This window comes from uncultured Desulfosarcina sp., from assembly GCF_963664155.2.
Taxonomy (GTDB): Bacteria; Desulfobacterota; Desulfobacteria; order Desulfobacterales; family Desulfosarcinaceae; genus Desulfosarcina.
In genome coordinates this window covers 4,144,711-4,166,649 of sequence record NZ_CAXXXH010000001.1, presented here as the reverse complement: position 1 = coordinate 4,166,649, position 21,939 = coordinate 4,144,711, and the positions used below count along the sequence as shown (strand labels likewise).

The window sequence follows — 21,939 nt, the reverse complement described above, 5'->3', positions numbered from 1 at the left end:
CACAGGAGGAGGCCATGAAAAGACAACTGATCAGTTCCGGGTCGCCATTTGAAAAGCCCATCGGCTTTTCCCGCGCCGTAAGGGTAGGAAACGTTATCGCCGTCTCGGGGACCGCCCCCATCGCCCCCGGCGGCGGCACGGCCTATCCCGGCGATCTTTACCGCCAGACCCTGGCCTGCATCGAGATCATCAAGGACGCCATCGAAAAAGCCGGCGGCCGCCTGGAGGATGTCATCCGCACCCGCATCATGCTGGTCGACATCAGCCGCTGGCAGGAGGCGGCCAGTGCCCATGGAAAATTCTTCGGCGACATCCGCCCGGCCAGCACCTTCGCCGAGGTCAGCCGCTTCATCGATGCGGACTGGCTGGTGGAGATGGAGGCGGATTGCGTGGTCGCGTGATAGGCTATCGCCGAAGGATTCAAGGATCCAAGGATTCGAGGGAAGTGAAGTGCTTCACTTGATACAACCAAAGAATCGGATCATCTGATGGCAGCCACCAACGCCAACAAGCTTGTCCAAAAAGCATTGCATTTGCCGCCGACTGGCCATATGAAAAATATATCAGCAATCAAGCAAGACCACTCGACCCCTTGACCCCTCGAATCCCAGAACCCTTTTTCACCACAGGAACCCATCATGCCCGATCCCATCGACACCTATTGGCAACTGCGGTTGGAACGCTGCAGGCAGTCCCTGAAAAAAAACAACTTCGAGGTTTTCATGGCCGCCGACACCCAATCCGCCGGGGCCGTCTTCCAAAATGACATCCTCCCCGGGATCGAAGTAAAAACCGCGGCCTGGGGCGATTCGATGACCATGCTGGCCACCGGTGTGCTGGATGCCGTCAAATCCGACCCCGGCATCCAACTGATCGACCCCTTTGACGCGCAGGCGTCCCCGCAGGAACGACTGGAACGCCGCCGGCAGGCCCTGCTTACCGATCTGTTTTTCACCGGATCCAACGCCGTCACGGAAACCGGGGTGCTGGTCAACCTGGACATGGTGGGCAACCGGGTGGCCGGCCTAACCTTCGGGCCAAAGCACGTGGTGCTGTTCATCGGTCGCAATAAAATCGTCCCGACCCTGGATGACGCCATGCGGCGTGTCAAGACAGTCGCGGCCCCGGCCAACGCGATCCGGCATCCGGGACTGAAGACGCCCTGCATGAAAACGGCCGTTTGCATGGACTGCAGCAGTCCGGATCGGATCTGCAACACCTGGTGCATCACGGAAAAATGCTTTCCCAAAGGCCGCATCAAAATCATCCTGATCAACCAGGACCTGGGATTGTAGAAAAGGGATAAGCGCTCGGTGAAGCATTCAGGAATTCAGCATTGAGGAGTCTGAAACCAGGAGCCAGGAGCCAGGAGCCAGGAGCCAGGAGAAGATGGGAAATGACTTCAGCGAATCGGTCAACTAAAAAGATATGTCGCAGTCTGGCAATATTGCTGACCGTCGCGGTGTTTCAATCCGTTGACTCGGCCGCTGAGCAGGCGGAAGAGAAATTCGATCGGCAACGGCAACAAATGGTAATCCGGCAATTACGCGCACGGGATATCGTGGATGCCCGGGTGTTAACGGCCATGGCCACCGTCCCCCGCCATCGGTTCGTTCCGGACGACCTTCGCAACCTGGCCTATAACGACACCCCGCTGCCCATCGGCCACGGGCAGACCATCTCCCAACCCTACATCGTTGCCCTGATGTCCCAGCTGGTGGCGGTCGAACCCGGTCGTCGGGTCCTTGAAATCGGTACCGGCTCCGGGTATCAGGCCGCCGTGCTGGCCGAAATGGGCGTTTTGGTCTTCACCATCGAGATTGTCCCCGAATTGGGGCGTCAGGCGATTGAGACGTTACAATCTCTGGAATATAAGGATATCCAAGTAAAAATCGGCGATGGTTATAAGGGCTGGACCGAGCATGCCCCCTTTGACGCCATCATCGTCACTTGCGCACCGGGCATTGTTCCGGAGCCGCTCAAAGCACAACTCGCCGAAGGGGGCCGCATGGTCATCCCCGTAAGAGGCGCCGGCGATCAGCAATTGCTGCTTTTGATCAAACAGAACGGTGAAATCAAACAGAAAAAGATCGTGGATGTCCGTTTCGTGCCCATGGTGAACGAGCAGGGAAGGAGCTATTGATTGTTGTTCTGCAGCGCTTCGATTCCGCACTGCAGCGCATGGACGTAATCAATAAAACACGGCGTGATGCGTTTGCGGTGAAGGCGTGTGATGTCTTCAAAAAGACGCTTGCGCATGCCGATGGAAATTTCCAGCTGCACCCCCATGCCCGACCGGTTTTTATTGCAGATATTTTTGGGATTGGTGCCGGGAAACCGCAAGCCGTCAACCGCCGGAAAACCGGCTGCGGTGAGCGCCTGTCTGATTTGCAGCTTTAGCCGGTGATGTCGCCCTCCCAGATAGGTGATTACCTTGGTATCCCTGCAACCATGGATGGTGATCACCGTTCGGGCGCATCGGGCGATGTCGAGCCCCACCGGTTCGTCGAATTTTCGGCTGGAAATATGCAGGCATGCATTGCCGGACGGTTTCAGTCCGCTGAACGAGTAAAAGGTGTGCACTTCTCCCGCAACGGCTTCGGCGATTTCGGTGGTTCCGGGTTCTATGCCGCCCCCGTGGATGGCCATAACCGCGATTCCGGATCGCCCGTGACATACACGGATGCGGTAATCGGCACCGATGGTTTCATTGGCCTGAAGCACAGCAAACGAAGGACAAGGTGCCATCTCAAGTTCTCCCGGGAAGGAAGACCAACGAATGCGTGAATCACATGCGCCGCCTCCGCCCAACTCCCCCTGGAAAAAAGCCGCGGCAATGGCTTCGCACCGTCTTTTCCGACTGTCCGCCGGCAGGGCCCGACAGGTGATCAATTTACCATCCGGCCCGCCGGCATGAAATCCCGAAACGCCGCTAGTTGCATGTCCACATAGGCCTGCATTGCCTCAAGCCCTACAAGATCGTTGGCAGCCATGGGCAGCAGCGACATCCGCTCCGGTTCAAACCGCTCCGCGATTGCCGCGATACCATCGTCGGTTCTCAGCTTGTTCACCACCACCCGGTCGATGGAGATACGGATATCGGATAGCCGCCTGTGGATGCGAACCGCCTCGGAGAGCGACAGGCGATCGGCATTCATGACCAGGTGAACGTGGGTCGCATCACCGGCAAAACATTGCTGCAGGCGGGTGTGACGTGCGGCCAGGGTGCCGATCTTCTGTTTGACGCGATCCCGCTCCAGCTCGCAGCTGCCTATACGAATTTTCGAGATGATTTCCTTTTTCTTGCAGATCAGGTCGCGCAGGGTGAGCAGTTCCTTGAGCCACACGAGGGAGATGCCGGGCAGTGAAAAAAATCGCAGCGAAAGCGCCGTCGGAGCCATATCGAAAATAATCACATCCCTATTCGACCCATGGCTCAGGACATTTTCAAAGGCCATGAGCAGCGCGTATTCTTCCAGCCCAGGTGCAAACTGGAGCACCTTGAAATGGTTTTGAAGATTGAAGGCGCTTTCGTAGATATAGGTTTTGCGGATCTGCTCCCGGGTTTCCGAGAGGTACCGATTGATCCAGTAGTCGCTGTCGACCTCCTTGACTGCCAGATTTTGCCCTACTTTTTTTGGCTTTTCAGAGAAATCAGCCTCGAAGAGATCCCGCTGATTGTGGGCCGGATCCATGGAAACCAGCAGCGTTTTCCTTCCGGAGCGGGCAAAGAAGAGCGCCGTCAGGGCCGAGGTAGTCGATTTGCCGACACCGCCTTTGCCGATAAAAAAGTGGATATCCGGTTTTTGCCCTTCTCTATGCATGAATACACTCGTAAAAGTTCCAATTCAGACGGCTCCGTAAAAAGACCGAGATCAAGGCCTGCAAAGTCCGAGGAATGAGGCGTACTGGTCGTACGCCGCATTGACGAGGGGTGAAGCGTAACGCAGATATCGGTCTTTTTACGGAACCGTCAGGCATTAATCGATCCCCAGTACGGCAAACAGCTCACCCAGCGGATCATGGGCAGTCGCCACTTTTGATAGCATCAGGCACAGTTCCCGCTCCATCGCCGGCATCAGTTCCAGGGTGATTTGCACCGGCGGTGACGGTAGCCCTACAAACATGCCCAGAACCAGTAAGGCGAAGATATTCTCCAGTTCTCCGACTTCATGGTCGAGGAGGTCGGAGGCTTTTCCCCGCGCCGCGACATCAGCGGATTTCCACAGCTCAACGGCCCTGTCTTTGAATTTCTCGAATATCGAATCCATGGTCGACTCTGAAAATCCTCTGATCGAAGGCAATCCGCCGTGCAGACGGATAGTGATAATAGCCGGCGTAGAGCGCCGAGAGAATGACACCGGCATGGTAAAATCGAGGCAGATCCACCAGGCAGGTGACCAGGACCAGATAGGGGGTTAACAGCGCCACCCCGATCAGCCGCTGCTGCAAACGGAACCATTCCGCTTGCGGCGTAAGGGTTGCCAGTCGCATCCGGTGGGCAAAAAGGGTCCGCAACAGGACCGGAGCCGCGGCGGCAAGGATGATGGCAAGGATGAAAAGCGCCCGGGCGACAACCTGGCCGTCCGCCAGGTGCAGCGGCACGATCAGATTCAACGCCCGGGCCGTGAGGACGGCTGCGACGATCACAATAGGCGGCAGTAAAAGACAAAAGTAGTATTTCTTGAGTCTGGTTTGCATGGCCATGTCAGGCAACCGTAACCACCTCTGCATCCTGATCCGACATGTCATCCGTCTGGAAAAATTTGATGACCCCTTCAATGACAATCCACGCGGCGATCAGGATAATGATGATATTGATGGCCTGCAGCAGCAGATTGTGCGCGCTGCCGAACTGGAACTGGTTCAACACAGCCGCCCAGAGGGTCATGACCGCCATGAAGACCGCCGGAATTCCGGCGACCAGCCACTTGAATCCGCCTTTGGCCTTGAGATAAAGGGTGATAACGATCAGCGCCAGCGCCGCCAGGGTCTGGTTGACGGCCCCGAACAACGGCCATAGCTTGAGGGCACCGCTTCCGCTGGCACCGGTGGCAAAGGCCAGGATCAGGGCACTTCCCACGGCAATGGCGGTAGCCGTGTACTTGCCGGTCAGGAAATCGAGTTTAAGGGTTACGAACAGTTCGCTGAGCACATAGCGCTGGATGCGGGTGGCGGTGTCCAGCGTGGTGCCGGCAAAGGAGGCCACGAAGACCGCCATGATCGCCAGGGTGTACTGCTTGGGAATGCCCAAAGCCATGATCATATTGGCCGCACCGTCCACAAAGGCGGAAATCTTGGAGCCGAGACCGGCCGCCGCTGCCCATGACGAATAGTGGGTGGTCCAGGCGGCAACACCGGTCAGGGTTTCACCCGACTTGGTGGTGTACCCCATGCCGATTCCCGCCGCCACGGCCACGATCACCAGGGTAGCCAGTGCCCCTTCCATGAGCATGGACCCGTAGCCGACAAATAGCGAGTCGTCCTCACTGCGCACCTGTTTGGCCGATGTGCCCGATGACACCAGGGCGTGGAAACCGGAAATGGCGCCGCAGGCAATCGTGATGAAAAGAAAGGGCCACATGGCGGGCGCCTTTTCCGGCGCGAGCTGAACGGCCGGTGCGACCATCTCCAGGTGCCCGCCGAAAGCCGCCGCAAAAACCCCCAGGACCAGCAGGGTCATTGCAATGACCAACTGATGGGAATTGATGAAATCACGCGGCTGGAGCAGCGCCGTGACCGGGAGGACCGATGCGATAAACCCGTAGGCCAGCAGAATGATGGTCCATACGCCGGTGGCCGGTATGCCGGCGACGATCGGCATCTTGATCGGCATATACGGCCCAAGGAGAACGAAGACGTACATGATGGCCACGGCCCACAGGGAAAGCGCCATCACGCTTTTGTTCTTCCGGTAGACCAGATATCCCAGGACCATGGCGATGGGCACTTCGACCCACACGGCGACCACGGACTGAGGGTACATGGCGAAAATGATGGCAATCACCAGGCCGAAGACGGCGATAACGATCCACAGCTCCAGGAAAACGATCAGGAAAAAGAGGAACCGGGTTCGGCTGTTGACGTACTTGGCCGTGTAGTCGGAGATGGATTTGCCCTGGTTGCGCATGGAGATAATCAGGGCACCGAAGTCATGCACCGCGCCCATGACCACGCTGCCGACAAACACCCAGAGCAGCGCCGGCACCCAGCCCCAGATGATGGCGATGGCCGGACCGACGATCGGACCGGTTCCGGCAATCGATGTAAAATGATGTCCGAAGATGACCTCCTTTTTGGTCGGCACATAATCGACGCCGTCCTCCAATTCCACGGATGGCGGTTTGGCGCCGGATGACAGCATGAAGATCTTGCGGCCGATATACCGGCCATAGAGCCGATACATCACGATATACCCGACAAAGGCAGCGATCATTACCAAAAGGACATTCATAAAACCCTCCTCTCCAGTTTGAAATATCGGTTGCGGGCAACCAAAGATGCCTCTTGGTGTTGCCCTTGGGTCCTCTTATTTCACTTGAGCAACGGGTATGCCATGATCCACAGAAATGAGAACATCTCATATTGGCAAGTAAAACAGCCGGTAGGAAAAAATAAACCGCACCAAGCGGTTATCCGTATTCAGGGTCGTATGTCCGTTCCTTTTACACCTTGTAAACCGATGATACATCAACCGGACGGGAAGCCCGCAGGAGGAAAATCGTTCGGGTAGGCATAACAGCAGGTGCCGCACTGCAGGCATCGCTGCGCTTCCCGATGCGCCTGTCTATCGGTGAGCGTCGCCACCACTTCTTCGGTAAACGAGCGGGTGCGAACCGCCACGGGCAGTTCCTTGAGGGCCACCCGCGGGGGACCTGGAGCGGTTGTGATGCCTTTGAGAATGCTGCGGGGATTTACTCTGCGGTGAAGGTTCCCGGGTACCGGGATTTCCCCGTTGGTAATCAGATGGTGGATGGATCGCGCCGCCCTGCGGCCGCCGGCAACGGCACCGACCACCGTGGCCCGGCCCGTATGCATGTCACCGGCCGCAAAAATGTCCGGAGCCGCCGCCATCAAGGTGATGTCGTCTGCCGCCAGCGTGGTCGCCGGGGTGGTTTTAAAACCGATTGCCGCATCTTCGCCCTCCAGAAGGCACTCCAGATCCGGTTTCCGTTCGCAGGCAACGATGACCAGGTCGGCATCGATACGGGTATCGGATCCCGGTATGGGAAAATAGCAATCCTGTTTTGGGGATGCATCCGGATCCGGCATGACATGCTGGCATATCACCCCCTCGACCCGGCCGGATGGTTCTGCAAGAATCCGCACCGGACGCGTCATAAAGCGGATACAGACCCCTTCCGCCTCGGCACGGGTCACATCCCGTTTGCGCGCCGACACCTCCTGGCGGTCCCGGGGGCAAATGACGGATACCGCTCCCGCCCCCAAACGAATGCTGCAGCGGGCGCAGTCCATGGCGGTGTTCGATTCCCCGATCACCACTACCTGCTTATGTTTCAGATTCCGAAGGTCGCCCACCCCCACCGCCGCCAGAAAGTCCAGGCTTTGCCAGACCCCCTCGGCAGCTTCGCCGGACACGCACAGCGGGGGAATCGTCCAGGCGCCCAAACCCAGGAAAATCGCTTCATAGCCTTCATGCCGCAACGCCGTCAGCGTGAAATCCCGGCCCAGTGCCGCCTGGGTCCTGATCTCCACCCCCAGCTCCAGGATTCCTCGGATTTCCCAATCTACGATATGCCTGGGCAGCCGGTAGGCGGGTATGCCGTAACGCAGCATGCCCCCCGGATCGCAGCGGGCTTCGAATACGGTCGGCCGGTGTCCCAGCCGCCGGAGAAAATAGGCACAGGAAAGTCCCGCCGGTCCACTGCCGACCACGGCCACCCGCCGGCCGGTGTCCGGCAGGCAGGCCATCGGTATCCGCCTTCCAGATTGCCGCTCCCACTCGCCCAGATACCGTTGAAGGTGGCCGATGGCCACGCCTTCGTCGGCAATGTTTCGTCGGCAGATATTCTCGCATGGATGGGGGCAGGTGCGTCCCACGACCAACGGGAAGGGATTGCGCATCTTGATGGTCAGGAGGGCTTTTTCTCTCTCCCCGCGAATCAGATGGCCGACGAAAACGGGGACGTTGATCTGCGCCGGGCATTTCTGCCGGCAGGGCGCCAGGCAATCCGAGGTCCGATCCAGGTGGAGCAGCCGGTCGGACAGGGTTTCCATCCGAATGACACCCCGGGGGCAGGCATCGGCACAACGACCGCAGCCCCTGCATCGATCAGGATCGATCCGGGGAAGCCGGTCCGCACCCGGACGGATCGCATGGAAGGGGCAGACCGACGCACAGGTGCCGCCGCCCAGGCAACCGCTCTCACAGCCGTTCCACCCGCCGTAAAGCATGGCCGCCGCCCGGCAGTCCGCCGGCCCCTGGTATAGGAAAAGGGGCGCCATGCGCGCGGGGCCGAAACAGTGGACTGTCGCCACGGGGAGTTCGACAATTCCGCCTCCTTTTCCGGTCAGGCGCATCAGCCCATCGATCACGTCCATGCCGCCGGCAGCGCAGACGGTGACCGATGCCCTGCCGGCAAGCAGCGCCTTGGCCGCCCCTTCGCACCCGGCGTATCCGCAGGCGCCGCAGTTCAGTCCCGGCAACACGGATTTGATGGCGGCAAGGCGCGGATCTTCGTCGACATGAAATAGTCGGGACGCCGCCGCCAGCACAGCGGCAAGGGTGAAACCGAGCCCTCCCATAAACAGGATTGCCGTGATGGCCATGCGTTCCTCTCCGGTCGGATGAATAAAAGCGTTAAACTCGATAAAGCGAGAGATGTGCCAGATCAGGCCGGAAAGAAAATGAAATGAATATTAATGGAATCGTAAAAAGTCGAAATCTCAGATTTATTGTCATCCCCGCGTAGGCGGGGATCCATAAGTTTCATATAGTTATAGATTCCCGCCTGCGCGGGAATGACACATCGGAGACTTTTTACAAGGTTATCCATATTGATTCGGATTTTGCCGTCTTATGCATGGAATCAGGTAGTCGCATCATCCCGGAGGCCGGTCGAAATGTGTCAGGGACTTTTACGTTTTGTAAATGGGACAGGCGCCTTTCGGACATCCATGCCGGATCCCCATTTAAATAGACGAAAAGCGTTTTATAAAAACGGTGCGGGATGGTATACGGGTATTTCGACGGTACTATTAAAGCATTGTAACGCTGAACGAAGGAACCCTATATTGTGGATATCGGATTGATCCTGCTCAAAGTGCTGGCGCTGTTCATGGCTCTGACGTTTCACGAGTTCGCCCATGGCTGGGTGGCCCGACGTCTGGGCGACCATACGGCCGAAGCCCAGGGCCGCCTGACATTGAACCCCAAGGACCATATCGACCCCTTCGGCACCGTTCTGCTGCCGGCCATGCTGATCCTGATGAAGTCGCCGGTGGTCTTCGGCTGGGCCAAACCGGTCCCCATCGATCCCCGCAACTTCAGGGATCCCAGGCGTGGCATGATGTGGTCGGCGTTAGGCGGTCCGATGATCAACCTCTTTCTGGCGGCCGTTCTCACACTGGTTTTCAAAGGCATGGTCGTTGCGGGCATCTATATCCATGGGCTTTTACTCTTTCTCATTATCGCCATCCAGCTCAACGTCTTCCTGGCCGTGTTCAACCTGATCCCCATCCCCCCGCTGGACGGCGGCCGGGTGATGGTGGGGCTTCTGCCGCCTAAACAGGCCATGGCCTATAGCCGTATCGAGCCCTACGGGTTCATGATCGTGCTGGCCCTGATGTATTTCCACGTATTGGATCGGTTCGTCTACTATCCTATCCAGATGATTTTACAACTTCTGGGAATCGGCTGACCGGGGCAGCGTGACTGTCACCCGCGTGCCTTCGCCGAGGGTACTGGCAATCTCGATGCTGCCGCCGTGGGCATCCACAATGGCCTTGCACAGGCTCAGGCCCAGACCGTAGCCGCCGGTCTTCCTGGAGCGGGAAACATCCGGTCGATAGAACGGTTCAAAGAGGTGGGGCAGCGCTGCGGCGGGAATCCCTTCGCCCTTGTCTGCCACGACAATTTCGATGCTGTCCGGCAAGGCCGCCATCGCAATGCACACTTCCGATCCGTCCTCGGGGGTATGCTTCAGGGCGTTTTCCAGCAGGTTGCGCAGGACGGTCTTGATCTTCTCGGGATCCGCCACCACCGGTACATCTGCCAATTCGCCGACAACCACACCCGGCTTCACGTCGCAAACGTCTGCGGCCAGGGATCGGATCAGTTCTCCCATATCGACGGGCTTGCAATTCAAGGCCGCGGCGGCATGCCGCAGGCGGGCCGACTCGAGAAGCGTGGTCACCATGGCTTCCATCTCGGCCACGTCCGCCCGCAGGGACTCTTTGGTTTCGGCATCCTTGAGAAATTCCAACTGCACCTTCAGGCGGGTGATGGGAGAGCGCAGCTCGTGGCTGACATCCAAGAGCAGCTGCTCCTTGCTGTGCAGCAGCTGGTCGAGACGCCGGGTCATGTCGTTGAACGCCTGGGCCAGCCTGCGAAGCTCGCTGGCCCCCACCTCGGGAATGCGGTGATCGAGCTTGCCTGCCGCGACCTGGTCCACACCGGTTTTCAAGGCGTGCAGGGGGGTGAGGGTTTTGCGGATGACGCGATAGGCTCCTGCCAGAATCAGGCCCATGAGCAATGCCATGACCGCCACCACCCACAGGTTGTCTCCCCCGTGATATCCATCCCGGGGAACGATAAAAAGCAGTTCGCCGCCGCCGTGGAGGATGCGCAGAAAATGGTTGCCTCGGCTGCTGCCCACCCACATGCCGGAAGCATAACGGTGAACGTGGGCCCGGTGAAGGTTGAAAAACCGCGGCAACGGTCCGGTCTGCCAGCCATGCTCGGGATGCTCGAAACGAATCACCAGGCCGGTGCGCCGGGCGATCTCTTGGGCCCGGCCTTCGTCCGGTGGGTCGCCCAGGTCGTCGACCAGGTACTCGGTGTACAATACCAGGTTATTCAGCAGATCACGCTCGAATGCATTTTCATTGTGGAACCGGATGATCAGATGCCCGACGATCAGCGTAACGTTGATCGCCAGGCCGGCGACCACCGTGACGATCAACAGCCGGGTGAACACCGAACCGAACATCCGTTTAAGGCGACGCGGCTTCATCATCCGACTCCCGGGCCACGAACATGTATCCGGTACCCCACACGGTTTTGATATACTGCGGATGTTTGGGATCGTCACCCAGCTTCTGGCGCAGTCGGCTCATGGTGATGTCCACTACCCGGTTGAAACATTCGCTGTCGATGCCGCGCAGGGTCTGCATGATTTCATCCCGGTCCAGGGGCCGGCCGGCGTGCCGGACCAGCAAGTCCAGTGCGGCGAATTCGGTGGTGGTCAGGGCCGCGTCCCGGCCGTCCATGAACGCCAGGCGGCGGTGAAAATCGATGGACAACTCCCCGAAGCACCGCCGACGGTCGGAACCGGTATGCTGGACCCGACGCAGCACGGCCTGCATGCGCGCCACCAGTTCCCGGGGCTCGAACGGTTTCGGCAGGTAGTCGTCGGCCCCCAGTTCCAGGCCCACCACCTTGTCGGTCACATCACCCCGGGCGGTCAGCATGATGATCGGTACGGCACTGGATTCACGGATGCGTCGGCAGACCTCGAAGCCCGTCATGCCTGGCAGCATGACGTCCAGAATCACCAGTCCCGGCTGCACGGTCCGGACTTTTTTCAAGCCCTCATCCGCGTCAATGGCCGCATAGACTTCGAAGCCGTAATCCCGTAAAAAGCGTTTGAGCAGCCGGTTGAGTTTGTCGTCGTCGTCGATGACCAGAACGGTCTGATCCATAAGGCACATCCTGTAAAGGCCGTTTGGTACAGTTATGGGTTGCCAGTCAGTTAGCAGTTTCCGGGCATAAAAGAAAGGGCCGGCATCGTGGTCAAGCGGCCAGGCAGCTCCAATGACCTCCGAGGCTCTCCGGCGATAGCGCGACGGATCTACTTTGGGAACCATCCACTGAACCGCCCTGGTGACAATGCTGGGCAAGAGAAAAGTCAGCGGGAACCTGTCAGATAAGCCTCAAATCCGGCTGTCATTGCATTCGGCCGCGGATCCGCCTGGAGTTCCTCCGGGAGCCAGTACGGATTGGCACCCTTTCGACGGGAAGCAACGATTTTCAAGGAGAAGCGGGTGCCATGGGACCCAGCATCGCCGCCGAGCGCATTCAGCGCTTCCCGGACATCCCAGGGGAAAGCGGCCGGCCCCGGTGACATCGGCCGATGATCGGCTTTGGGACCGAACCCATCCCCGACATCCTTTTTACATTGCCAGTCACGCAGCTCCTCCCAAACATCCAGCGGGAAAAAATCCGCGGCGTGAATCGATCCCGCCACACTGATGCAAACCAAAGCGACCAGAAAAATACACATTTTAATATTCCATCGTCTTGACCTCATTCCCTCCCCCTTTCGTGAACACTTCATGGACGACCAATGCGCAAGCCGCTGTCGCGGGAGCCGTCGCGCCAGCGGCTTGCGCTGCCTTGCGCCGATCAGCGCCAACCGAACCGACAGTCGCCGGAAGCATGGTTCTCGATATGCGCGGCGATCTTTTCGCGCTGCTCCGGTGTCAGGTCCTGGTGGAAGGCAATCAGGCGTTCGGCAGTATAATCCGCCATCTCCCTGATCTTGGCCATTTTCTCATCGATCAACTGATCGACCTCCTCCCGGTCGATGGCTTCCCGGCGCACCAGATCGGCTAATTCTTGGTGTTGGCTTTCATGATCCGCATGCATGGCCCTGGCTTTTTCGGCGATCTCCCGGGCGATCTGCTTGAGATCCGCCGTCTGGGTTTCCGTCAGATCCAGCCGGGATGCAATCCGGTCCGTGGCCGCCGCCAGGTCGAACTCGTCGAAGCCGCCGGGGTGATGCCCGTGTTTACAGGCCGCGACTCCGCCAATCAGAAACAGTGCGCACAGGGTGATAACGATCATACCGCTTTTTTTCTTCATAGCTGCCTCCTTTGGGTTTACATCCTTTTTACGGTGAATGACGGCAATGTCATCGTCTGAACCGAATATGAGGCACCTGCAGAAAAAGAGCTTTTCAAATGCGTATCGGTTTGTAACAAATTGTCGATTCAATGGAGTTGTGCCCACACGTGCGGACAATTGGTGCTTGATCTATTGGTGAATGTGCCGATATAGATTGCTGGAACGATCTCGATCATACGTTGAAGGCCCTGAAAAAATGCGATACCGGTGGTTCTGTCCATTTCCATGAACCTATTCAACGTCCTATCTGAAAAGAACCCATGAACAAAAACGCCAGTTCAGCAACCGCAAAGGAAATCAGCTGCCGGATCACGCGCACACTTCTCCTGTATGTGCGGGAAAACAACAGCGGCACGCTGGGGAATCTTCTCGACGGGCTGCCCGTGGATGAAGGCTATCTGTCCGACACCAACAATTGGGTTTCGCATGCATTCCTGCAGACGCTCTATGCGCGCATGATCGAGATGCTGGGGGATCCAGATGCAGTTTATCATATGACCCTGGCATCGGGGCGTTTACAATCTCTGGGAATTCTGGATCGCATCGCCCGGCTGCTGGGCAGCCCGAAGCTGATCTATTCGCAGGCCCCCAAATACAACAAATTTCTTAAATTAAACGGCAGCGTGTTCATCCACGAAATCGGCGATTCATGGGTGGTTCTGGAAGACCGCTACCATGACAGCGCCCAGAAGACCCGCTTTGACTGTGATTACACCCGTGGGATTTTAGAAGGAATCCCGACGATGTTCGGTCTGCCTCCGGCCACGGTCGAGGAGATCAAGTGTCAGGTGGCCCATGAACGCTATGGCCGACGCGTATGGCCGGACCACCCGGCCCAGGGCTGCTCGGGTTGTTTCTACCGGGTGACCTGGATTCCCCAAAAAATATCCTTCCTGAAACGGATTTTCGCCGGATGGAACACCCATCGCCAAGCCATCGAGGATCTGGTGCAGGCCAATTGGTTGATCCAGTCCAAATATGACGAGGTCAAACACCTGGCGGCGGATCTCGAGCGGACCAATCGGGAATTGGAGCGCCAACAAGCCAAACTGATTGAATCGGAACGCAAATACCGCCTGCTGGCAGAAAACGTCTCCGACACTATTTGGGTCATCGATCTCAAGACCCTGAAGTTTGATTTTATCAGCCCATCGGTGGAGCAGAACCGCGGTTTTACCCCGGAAGAAGCCAAAGCGCTGAACCTTGAACAGACACTTTCACCACCCTCTCTATCCCGGGTCGTCAAGATTCTCGAAGCGGAACTGGCCAATGAGAACAAACCGGGCGTGGATCCCCAGCGCTCGATAAGACTGGAGCTTGAGCATTCGGTCAAAGGCGGAGGCTATACCTTGACGGAAGCCACCGTCTCATTCATTCGCGATCGAAGCGGCGTGCCAACGGCCATTATGGGCGTGACCCGGGACATTTCCGAACGCAAAAAGGCCGAAAAGAAAATTGCCGAGAGTGAAAAAAAGTATCGCAACCTGTTTGAAAACGGTTCCGATCTGCTCTGCATTCACGATCTGGACGGGAACCTGCTGGAAACCAATATTCCCTTCAAAAAGGAATACGGCTGGCGGCGGGAAGACCTTGAAGGCAAAAATATCCGCGATCTGATCCCCGAACGGCATAAGCCGGAATTCGACGGATACATCGACCGCATCCTCACCAGTGGCGCGGAGGAAGGCTATCTGAAAGCTGTCACCCGATCCGGCGAAGCGGTTGTCCTGGAGTATCGCAACCGGCTGATCCGTGACGGCCATGGACAGCCCACGGCTGTTCAGTGTGCCGCAAGGGATGTCACCGAGCGCGTCCGCTACGAACGCGCGATCAGGGAGAGCGAAGAAAAATACAAGGAGCTCGTCAAGCATGCACCGTCGGGTATATTCGAAGTCGATCTCGAGACGATCACCTTCATCAGCGTCAACAACGTGATCTGCGAATACACCGGCTACACCGAGCAGGAAATATTGCAGATGGACCCGTTGGCACTCTTCAGCGAACCCAGCCGGGAAAAGGCGAAAAAACGCATCGAACAGGTATTTTCGACCCTGCAGGATCCTCCGCCCACGGATTATGTCGTTCAGGGGAAAAACGGCCGGCAACTGCCCGTGGTCATGACTTCCAAGTTCTTCTTCGAAAACGGTGTTCCGAAGAGACTCATGACGGTCGTCCATGATCTGTCGGAAGTCCGCCAAGCGGAAGAGGAAAAGAGATTCCTGGAAAAGAAACTGCAAAATGCCATGAAGCTCGAATCATTGGGAACCCTGGCCGGTGGGGTGGCCCACGACCTGAACAACATCCTGAGCGGCATCGTCAGTTACCCGGATCTACTCCTCATGGACCTGGAAGCGGACAGTCCGCTGCGCAAACCGATTCTGGCCATTAAAAAATCCGGTGAAAGAGCGGCGGAAATCGTCCAGGACCTGTTAACCCTGGCGCGACGCAGCGTCGCCCACAAACGGGTTCTGAGCCTCAACGCAGTCGTGAAGGATTTCATCGCCTCGCCGGAATACTGGAAAATAGTCGGCAACCGCCACGATCTGCTGATTGGAACAACTATTTCCGAAGACCTTTTGGGCATGGTGGGGTCGGAGATGCATATATCGAAAACGGTTATGAATCTGGTAGCCAATGCCGCCGATGCAATGCCCTCGGGGGGCCGGATTACCATCGCCACACGAAACTGCTATATCGACAAACCCTATACCGCCTTTGAGATTATCCCCGAAGGTGAATATATAATCCTGGAAGTATCGGACACGGGCATTGGCATGCCCCCATCCGATCTGGAAAAAATCTTCGAACCGTTCTACACGAAAAAAGTAATGGGGCGCAGCGGTACGGGCCTGGGGATGTCGGTCGTCTGGGGCACGGTGAAGGACCATGGGGGCTTTTTCGACATCACCACCGAGGAGGGAACCGGAACGACGTTTGCGCTCTATTTCCCTGCAACCCGATCGGAAAGAGAGGCTCCCCGATCCGTTTATATTGACGACTATCTCGGCAAGGGTGAGTCCATACTGATTATTGACGACGCACCGGAGCAGAGAGATCTCGCCGGGAGAATGATGCAGCGGCTCGGATATGTTGTCCACACCGCGGACAGCGGTGAAGCGGCCGTCGCGTTGATAAAAAAGGAGATGTATGACCTGTTGATCCTCGACATGATCATGCCGCCGGGCATGAACGGGTTGGAAACGTACAGGCAGATCCTGACCATCGTTCCCGACCAGAAAGCGATCATCGCCAGTGGCTATGCCGAAACGGAAAGGGTGCAGGAAGCCCAGCGCTTAGGCGCCGGCAGTTATATCAAAAAACCCTATACGCTGGAAAAAATCGGGCTTGCGGTCAGATCCGAACTGGATCGGGAAACCCCAAAAAACAGATGACGATTCAGCCGCCTATGATCGTAATTGCCCTGTCTATGCTTATTTAAAGTCTTAAAGGCATGGACGGGGCGATGGTCCGCTCAAGGAGCTGACCTGCAGGATGAAAACTTGCAATCAAGCAAAGATTCGAATACGAATGTAATGGAGACTGCTTCATTTACGCCTCTTACCCACCTCCCTCTGTCTCCAACGCGGATTCTGCGGTTCAGGCGATTGCAGATAAAAAATCCATGTCGCATCGTATCTATCAGCTTTCCATAAGGAGGTCGCCATGCGTCCCACGATTGTCAACCTGTTTGGTCTTGTGCTGGTAATTGTCGGGCTTGTCTCCCCGGTTGCCGCGTATGCCTTCATCGGTGTCGTCAAAACAGTTGAAGGGGGCGTCGTCATCGAGCGGGGCGGGGAAACGATCACGGTCGACACAGGCATGGAAATCATGCAGGCGGATGTCGTCAGAACCGACCGTCACGGATCCGTCGGAATGGTTTTTTCCGACGACACCCGCATATCCATGGGGCCGAACACCGAAATCGCCGTCGATGATTACCTGTTCGAACCGTTGGAGGAAAAACTCTCTTTTGTCTTACGACTGATCCGGGGCACCGTATCCTTTTTATCCGGCCAGATTACCAAACTCTCTCCTGAATCGGTTCAACTGCTCATGCCTGCAGCGACCATCGGTGTCCGGGGAACCCATGTACTGATCAAGGTGGACTGACCCGTCCATGTCGACGCCGGCATTCTCTTTGGCATCAACCCTTTTTTCAGGAAGGTGGAATCCGCCATGCGCAAATGGAACTATTTCTCGTGCTGCTTTGCGGCAATGGTTTTTATCGCGGCCTGTGGCCACAAGAACATGGTTATTCTGGTCCCGGATCCGGACGGGTCGGTGGGGCAGGTCACGGTTTCCAACGCAGCCGGGTCGGTTGACCTGGACCGTGCGAATCAGTCGACAATTGCCCGGGACCGGAAGAAGGCGCCCGGCGCTCCGGCCGAACTGAAGCCGGCGGAGGTTCAGGCCCTGTTCGGGCAAGTGCTTTCCAAGGAGCCGCCGCCGCCCCTGCACTTTATCTTGTACTTCCAGTCGGATTCGGTGAAACTGCAGCCGGCTTCCATCCAACAGATGCCGGAAATCGTCGCCGCGATCCAACAGCGTTCCCCGACACGCATCTCTGTAATTGGCCACTCCGACACACGGGGAGACAAAGCCTATAACCTCGACCTCTCCATGCGCCGGGCGCTGGCAGTCAAACAACAGCTGGTCGAAAAGGGTGTGGAGGGTGCATTCATGGATGTCTCTTCCCATGGCGAAGCAAACCCGATCGTTAAAACGGCCGACAATGTGTCCAATGCCAAAAACAGGCGTGTGGAAGTAGTGGTCCGATAATTCTCTCCCGTTCAATTGTTTGTGAAGGGATTTTCCCTGTATCTGAGGCGGTCACGACGATGAAGGCACCTGCGGTTTCAGAAGAGATGGACACATCCACCCCCAGCATTGACCCGTCGGTCAGGGTAATCGTTATCCTCGGTATTCTTCTTGCAGCCCTTTGGTCTGCGGCCTATCTCGTTCGCCCCGATTTCATCGCAAGTCTCCAGTTCAAAGTGACCGACGCCATCGTCGCCGATGCCGTCAAAACCGTCGGCACCGATCGCGTCGTGGTGGTGGATATTGATGAACGATCCCTGGAAGCATGGGGCCAGTGGCCTTGGCCCCGTTCCCGGCTGGCAAGGCTGTTGAACAGGATTGCCGGAATGGCTCCCCGCTCCATTGCTTTGGATTTCATCATGGCTGAACCGGATCGAACTTCCCTGAAAACCCTCCAGGAAGAACTGAAGCGTGAACTCGGCCTCCCGCAGGTCGAAGGAAATGCCCCGACCGCATTGCCGGACAACGATGCGATATTGGCCGCCGCCCTGTCCCGCGGTCCGTTTGTTTTAGGCTACGAATTTGATTTTGAAGAGAACCATCGACACGCCGCCAGCTGCCGCCTCCACCCGCTTGAGATGGTCGACATCCAAAAACCGTCCGGCAATACCGGGTCGCTTACCCTGCACGAGGCGCAGGGCGTCGTCTGCAACATCGATCAGCTGGCGCGGGCAGTGCCTCACTCAGGATTTCTAAACGGCCAGCCCGACGGCGACGGCCGACTCCGTCGTCTGCCCCTGGTGATGCGCTATGGCCAATCCATCTACCCCAACCTCGCACTGGCCGCCCTGCTGGCCGCCGACAACGAGCAACCGGTTATGCTGAAACAGCGTTTAGGGGATCAGAGCAGCCTGATCGTGGGCGACCATTCAATACCCATCGATGACAATGGAAACCTGCGTATCCGCTTTGCCGCCAAACGGTCGAACCTGCACCATATTCCGGCGGACCGGGTGTTGAACGGTCAGGTTGCCGAATCTGAAGTCAGAGGCCGGGTGGTGCTGGTAGGCCTGGGTGCATCCGGCCTGGCACAGGTATACCAGACACCGGCCGATGGCCTGTTTACAGCCGTCGAAGTACATGCCCAGGCAATCGAAACGATCCTGTCGGGAAAATATATCCGTCGTCACCTGACGATCGTTGTTGCCGAAATCATCTTGTCAATGATGGTGGCCGTGTTATTCAGTTTGTGCATCGCCCGCCTCGAATTTTTGACCACCACGATAATCGGTGCGATCGGCATCGCCGTGCTGTGGGGAATTGCACAACTGCTCTTTAACAGCCGGCAACTGCTTCTGTCGCCCCTGTTACCCAGTGCTGTGATCATCAGCAGCGGTCTTTTTCTCATGCTTTTCAAATACTGGACAAGGCAGCGAAAAGCCCGCCTTGGCATGCAGGATGCGTTGATATTGATGAGAAGCAGTGAAAAGAACATGAACGCCATTATCAAGACCATCCCGGACATCGTGTTCCGGCTCGATCCATCGGGTCGAATCACCTTTATCAGCCCTGCGATAGCCAAGTACAAGAAGCAGCCCGAGGAACTGATCGGAAAATCCATTCTTGATCTTGTCGCTCCCGAAGACAGGAATATCGCCACCCACCGGATCAATGAACGGCGCACGGGTAAGCGTTCCACCACCGATCTGGAGGTGCGGCTGATGCTCTCCCCGACGGACAGCCGAGAAGGCGGTAAATTCAGGTATTTCAGCGTATCGGCGGAGGGGATTTACGCGAAAGCATCACCGGATGCAGAATCGTTTTCGGGCACCCAGGGCATCGCCAGAGATATCAACCAGCGCAAAACCCTCGAAGACCAACTGGAGCAGTCCAAAAAAATGGAGGCCATGGGCAGCCTGGCTGCAGGAGTCGCCCACGATCTGAACAACATCCTCAGCGGGCTGGTCAGCTACCCGGAGCTGCTCCTGTTGGATCTGCCTCCGGACAGCCCGATGAGAGACAGCCTCAAAACCATCCAGCGCTCCGGCCAGCGGGCGGCAGAGATTGTCCAGGACATGCTGATGATCGCCCGCCGGGGCGTCAAGAATTTCGAAATCGTCAATTTAAACAACGTGGTAAGCAGTTACCTGATGGCCCCGGAGTTCAGAAAATTATCCGAAAATCATCCCAATATTCGCGTCACCACCGAGTTGGCCGATGATCTGATGAACATGAAAGGCTCATCCGTGCACATCTCAAAAGTAATGATGAACCTGGTCGGCAATGCGGCCGAAGCCATGCCGGCGGGTGGAGTCATATGTGTGCGATCCTTGAACCGGTACCTGGACACGGCGATCAACCGATACGAGAGAATCCCGGAAGGTGAATATGTCATGCTTCGCATCACCGATGAGGGGGTCGGTATCCCGCCGGAGGAGCTTCACCGAATTTTTGAACCGTTCTACAGCAAAAAACGGATGGGCAGCAGCGGTTCTGGCCTGGGCATGACGGTGGTCTGGAACACGATCAAGGACCACGCCGGCTATGTGGACATTCAAAGCAGGGAGGGAGACGGCACCCGGTTCGACATTTTTCTACCGGCCACCCGGGAGGAGGACAACCGAACCCAGCGTCGAATCGTTCTCCAGGATTATACCGGTACGGAACGGATACTGGTCGTGGACGACATCCACGACCAGCTCGATATCGCAGTCAGAATGCTGAGTAAACTCGGATACCAGGTCGCGTCTGCACCGGGGGGCATGGAGGCGGTGGCCTATATGCAGACCCACGCGGTCGATCTTCTGGTACTCGATATGGTCATGCCGCCCGGAATCGACGGCCTGGAAACCTACCGGCGCATCCTGGACATCCATCCGGGCCAGAAAGCCATTATTGCCAGCGGCTATGCCCCCTCCGACCGCGTCAAGGCCATGCAGGACATGGGCGCCGGTGAACATATCCGCAAGCCGTACACCATGGAGAAGATCGGCATGGCCGTGCGTCGAGAACTGGACCGCAAATAATGAAGCGATTCACGGTGGCGGACGCATGATGTCGAATCGCTGCGGGTCGGGCATCCCTGGCCGCCCGCCTCGATCTTTACCGAACAGACGAACCTGACTTCGTACCTTCAGCCATGCGCCAGACGATACGCCCTTTGTCCGTCATATCCGATAGGGTGGCGAAAAGGCTTCTCACGAGATCGCTGCGGGCCCCATACTCGCGATTGGGGAAGAGTGACGCGGATTGGGCGGGTATGCAAAAAAAATCCTGAAGAAACCGGGTGTCGAGGGGACGCACCCAGCGATGATGGCAAATATTCGTGCAGTGATGTTCCAGGGCATCGGAGGCTTTGGAATAATCGGAAATCACGCGGAATCGCGGCAGAGGCGCACCCAATCGGCGAAAAGCCACCGCAAACAGATCTTCGTTTCCTTCTCCCACCAGTTGAGGATAGAACGAAAAAGCGATTTTACCGCCGGTGCGAAGGCATTTATAGGACTCGGCAATGGTTTTCGAAACGTCGGGGAAAATAAATATCGAGGCATTGTATAACACATAATCAAAGCGTCGATCCCCCACGACGTGGGACAAATTTTCCCCGTCGCCCACGAGAAGTCGGATGTCATCCCCATCGGACAACGAATGACCGGCGGCGATCATTTTGGGAGACAAATCCACCCCCAGTACGCTGCAGCCAAATCGATCGTTCAAAGCCCTGGCGGAAATTCCATAACCGCAGCCCACGTCCAGAACCGAGGTGCGGGCCTCGATATCAATGGTTTCAGCCATCTTCAAGGCAAGGGCTTTGAAAAAGCCGTGCTTTTCTTCGAATTCCTGATACATCCGGATACTCTGATCAAAATTTTCAGCGACATTACGCTTGACCTTATTTTTAAAATCTTCGGTGCCCACTAACCCTCCCGATATTTTTAAATCTCCGATTAATCACCGACCACCCGCTTAGCGGGTGGTTTAATGAAGTCCCCTCCGATGGGGGCAAAACCCAAACCCATGAACGCCGAACATCCAACGTCCAACATCGAACTTCGAATAAGGCATTCTATCGTTTTTAATGCGATTAAACCCTA

19 protein-coding genes are annotated in these 21,939 nt (G+C 57.0%); 8 read left to right on the top strand and 11 right to left on the bottom strand.

Annotated elements, in window-relative coordinates; all coding sequences use genetic code 11:
* Window positions 1-14: 14 nt before the first annotated feature.
* From ACHZBS_RS18955 to ACHZBS_RS18945, 3 genes are all read left to right on the top strand, one after another.
* Window positions 15-401: a RidA family protein gene (locus tag ACHZBS_RS18955; RefSeq protein ID WP_319408094.1), complete on the top strand. Its 387-nt coding sequence runs from the start codon at window positions 15-17 to the stop codon at window positions 399-401.
* Window positions 402-638: 237 nt separating this feature from the next.
* A complete protein-coding gene (locus ACHZBS_RS18950; protein WP_319408093.1) occupies window positions 639-1,295 on the top strand; it encodes a lactate utilization protein in 657 nt (218 codons plus the stop codon).
* A 101-nt stretch (window positions 1,296-1,396) separates the two neighbouring features.
* A complete protein-coding gene (locus ACHZBS_RS18945; RefSeq protein WP_319408092.1) occupies window positions 1,397-2,143 on the top strand; it encodes a protein-L-isoaspartate(D-aspartate) O-methyltransferase in 747 nt (248 codons plus the stop codon).
* Here the strand turns inward: ACHZBS_RS18945 and ACHZBS_RS18940 are convergent.
* The 6 genes from ACHZBS_RS18940 to ACHZBS_RS18915 all read right to left on the bottom strand — a co-directional run bounded on the left by ACHZBS_RS18940 (window position 2,137) and on the right by ACHZBS_RS18915 (window position 8,790).
* Window positions 2,137-2,892 (bottom strand): poly-gamma-glutamate hydrolase family protein, encoded by a 756-nt coding sequence (locus ACHZBS_RS18940; RefSeq protein WP_319408091.1) that lies wholly within the window; start codon window positions 2,890-2,892, stop codon window positions 2,137-2,139. The genes ACHZBS_RS18945 and ACHZBS_RS18940 overlap by 7 nt on opposite strands.
* Entirely contained in the window at window positions 2,889-3,824 is a 936-nt protein-coding gene (locus ACHZBS_RS18935) for an ArsA family ATPase (protein ID WP_319408090.1), read from the bottom strand. Before ACHZBS_RS18935 ends, ACHZBS_RS18940 begins: the two co-directional genes overlap by 4 nt.
* A 156-nt stretch (window positions 3,825-3,980) precedes the next feature.
* Window positions 3,981-4,271 (bottom strand): hypothetical protein, encoded by a 291-nt coding sequence (locus tag ACHZBS_RS18930; protein WP_319408089.1) that lies wholly within the window; start codon window positions 4,269-4,271, stop codon window positions 3,981-3,983.
* Entirely contained in the window at window positions 4,231-4,707 is a 477-nt protein-coding gene (locus ACHZBS_RS18925; protein ID WP_319408088.1) for a hypothetical protein, read from the bottom strand. The genes ACHZBS_RS18930 and ACHZBS_RS18925 overlap by 41 nt, the downstream gene beginning before the upstream one ends.
* A gap of 1 nt (window position 4,708) precedes the next feature.
* Entirely contained in the window at window positions 4,709-6,454 is a 1,746-nt protein-coding gene (locus ACHZBS_RS18920) for a carbon starvation protein A (protein ID WP_319408087.1), read from the bottom strand.
* A gap of 236 nt (window positions 6,455-6,690) precedes the next feature.
* Window positions 6,691-8,790, bottom strand: coding sequence for an FAD-dependent oxidoreductase (locus tag ACHZBS_RS18915; RefSeq protein WP_319408086.1), 2,100 nt, complete (start codon window positions 8,788-8,790; stop codon window positions 6,691-6,693).
* Window positions 8,791-9,257: 467 nt separating this feature from the next.
* Here ACHZBS_RS18915 and ACHZBS_RS18910 point away from each other — a divergent pair, with 467 nt between their 5' ends.
* On the top strand, window positions 9,258-9,881 hold the full coding sequence (locus tag ACHZBS_RS18910) for a site-2 protease family protein (protein WP_319408085.1): 624 nt from the start codon (window positions 9,258-9,260) through the stop codon (window positions 9,879-9,881).
* On the opposite strand, the gene ACHZBS_RS18905 is transcribed toward ACHZBS_RS18910, so the two are convergent.
* From ACHZBS_RS18905 to ACHZBS_RS18890, 4 genes are all read right to left on the bottom strand, one after another.
* Window positions 9,858-11,198: a HAMP domain-containing sensor histidine kinase gene (locus tag ACHZBS_RS18905; RefSeq protein ID WP_319408084.1), complete on the bottom strand. Its 1,341-nt coding sequence runs from the start codon at window positions 11,196-11,198 to the stop codon at window positions 9,858-9,860. The genes ACHZBS_RS18910 and ACHZBS_RS18905 overlap by 24 nt on opposite strands.
* Window positions 11,176-11,883, bottom strand: coding sequence for a response regulator transcription factor (locus ACHZBS_RS18900; RefSeq protein WP_319408083.1), 708 nt, complete (start codon window positions 11,881-11,883; stop codon window positions 11,176-11,178). Before ACHZBS_RS18900 ends, ACHZBS_RS18905 begins: the two co-directional genes overlap by 23 nt.
* 206 nt (window positions 11,884-12,089) lie before the next feature.
* Window positions 12,090-12,491, bottom strand: a complete 402-nt coding sequence (locus ACHZBS_RS18895) for a hypothetical protein (protein WP_319408082.1) — start codon at window positions 12,489-12,491, stop codon at window positions 12,090-12,092.
* Window positions 12,492-12,586: 95 nt separating this feature from the next.
* On the bottom strand, window positions 12,587-13,045 hold the full coding sequence (locus ACHZBS_RS18890; RefSeq protein ID WP_319408081.1) for a Spy/CpxP family protein refolding chaperone: 459 nt from the start codon (window positions 13,043-13,045) through the stop codon (window positions 12,587-12,589).
* Between the two features lie 302 nt (window positions 13,046-13,347).
* Between ACHZBS_RS18890 and ACHZBS_RS18885 the strand changes: the two genes are divergently transcribed.
* The 4 genes from ACHZBS_RS18885 to ACHZBS_RS18870 all read left to right on the top strand — a co-directional run bounded on the left by ACHZBS_RS18885 (window position 13,348) and on the right by ACHZBS_RS18870 (window position 20,871).
* Window positions 13,348-16,479, top strand: a complete 3,132-nt coding sequence (locus tag ACHZBS_RS18885) for a PAS domain S-box protein (protein WP_319408080.1) — start codon at window positions 13,348-13,350, stop codon at window positions 16,477-16,479.
* A 271-nt stretch (window positions 16,480-16,750) separates the two neighbouring features.
* Window positions 16,751-17,197: a FecR domain-containing protein gene (locus tag ACHZBS_RS18880; protein WP_319408079.1), complete on the top strand. Its 447-nt coding sequence runs from the start codon at window positions 16,751-16,753 to the stop codon at window positions 17,195-17,197.
* 66 nt (window positions 17,198-17,263) lie between these two features.
* Window positions 17,264-17,866 carry an OmpA family protein gene (locus ACHZBS_RS18875; RefSeq protein ID WP_319408078.1) on the top strand — a complete coding sequence of 201 codons (603 nt, stop codon included), beginning with the start codon at window positions 17,264-17,266 and terminating at the stop codon, window positions 17,864-17,866.
* A gap of 59 nt (window positions 17,867-17,925) precedes the next feature.
* Window positions 17,926-20,871 carry a CHASE2 domain-containing protein gene (locus ACHZBS_RS18870; protein WP_319408077.1) on the top strand — a complete coding sequence of 982 codons (2,946 nt, stop codon included), beginning with the start codon at window positions 17,926-17,928 and terminating at the stop codon, window positions 20,869-20,871.
* Between the two features lie 76 nt (window positions 20,872-20,947).
* Here ACHZBS_RS18870 and ACHZBS_RS18865 read toward each other — a convergent pair whose 3' ends face one another.
* Entirely contained in the window at window positions 20,948-21,763 is an 816-nt protein-coding gene (locus ACHZBS_RS18865; RefSeq protein WP_319408076.1) for a class I SAM-dependent methyltransferase, read from the bottom strand.
* Between the last annotated feature and the right edge of the window lie 176 nt (window positions 21,764-21,939).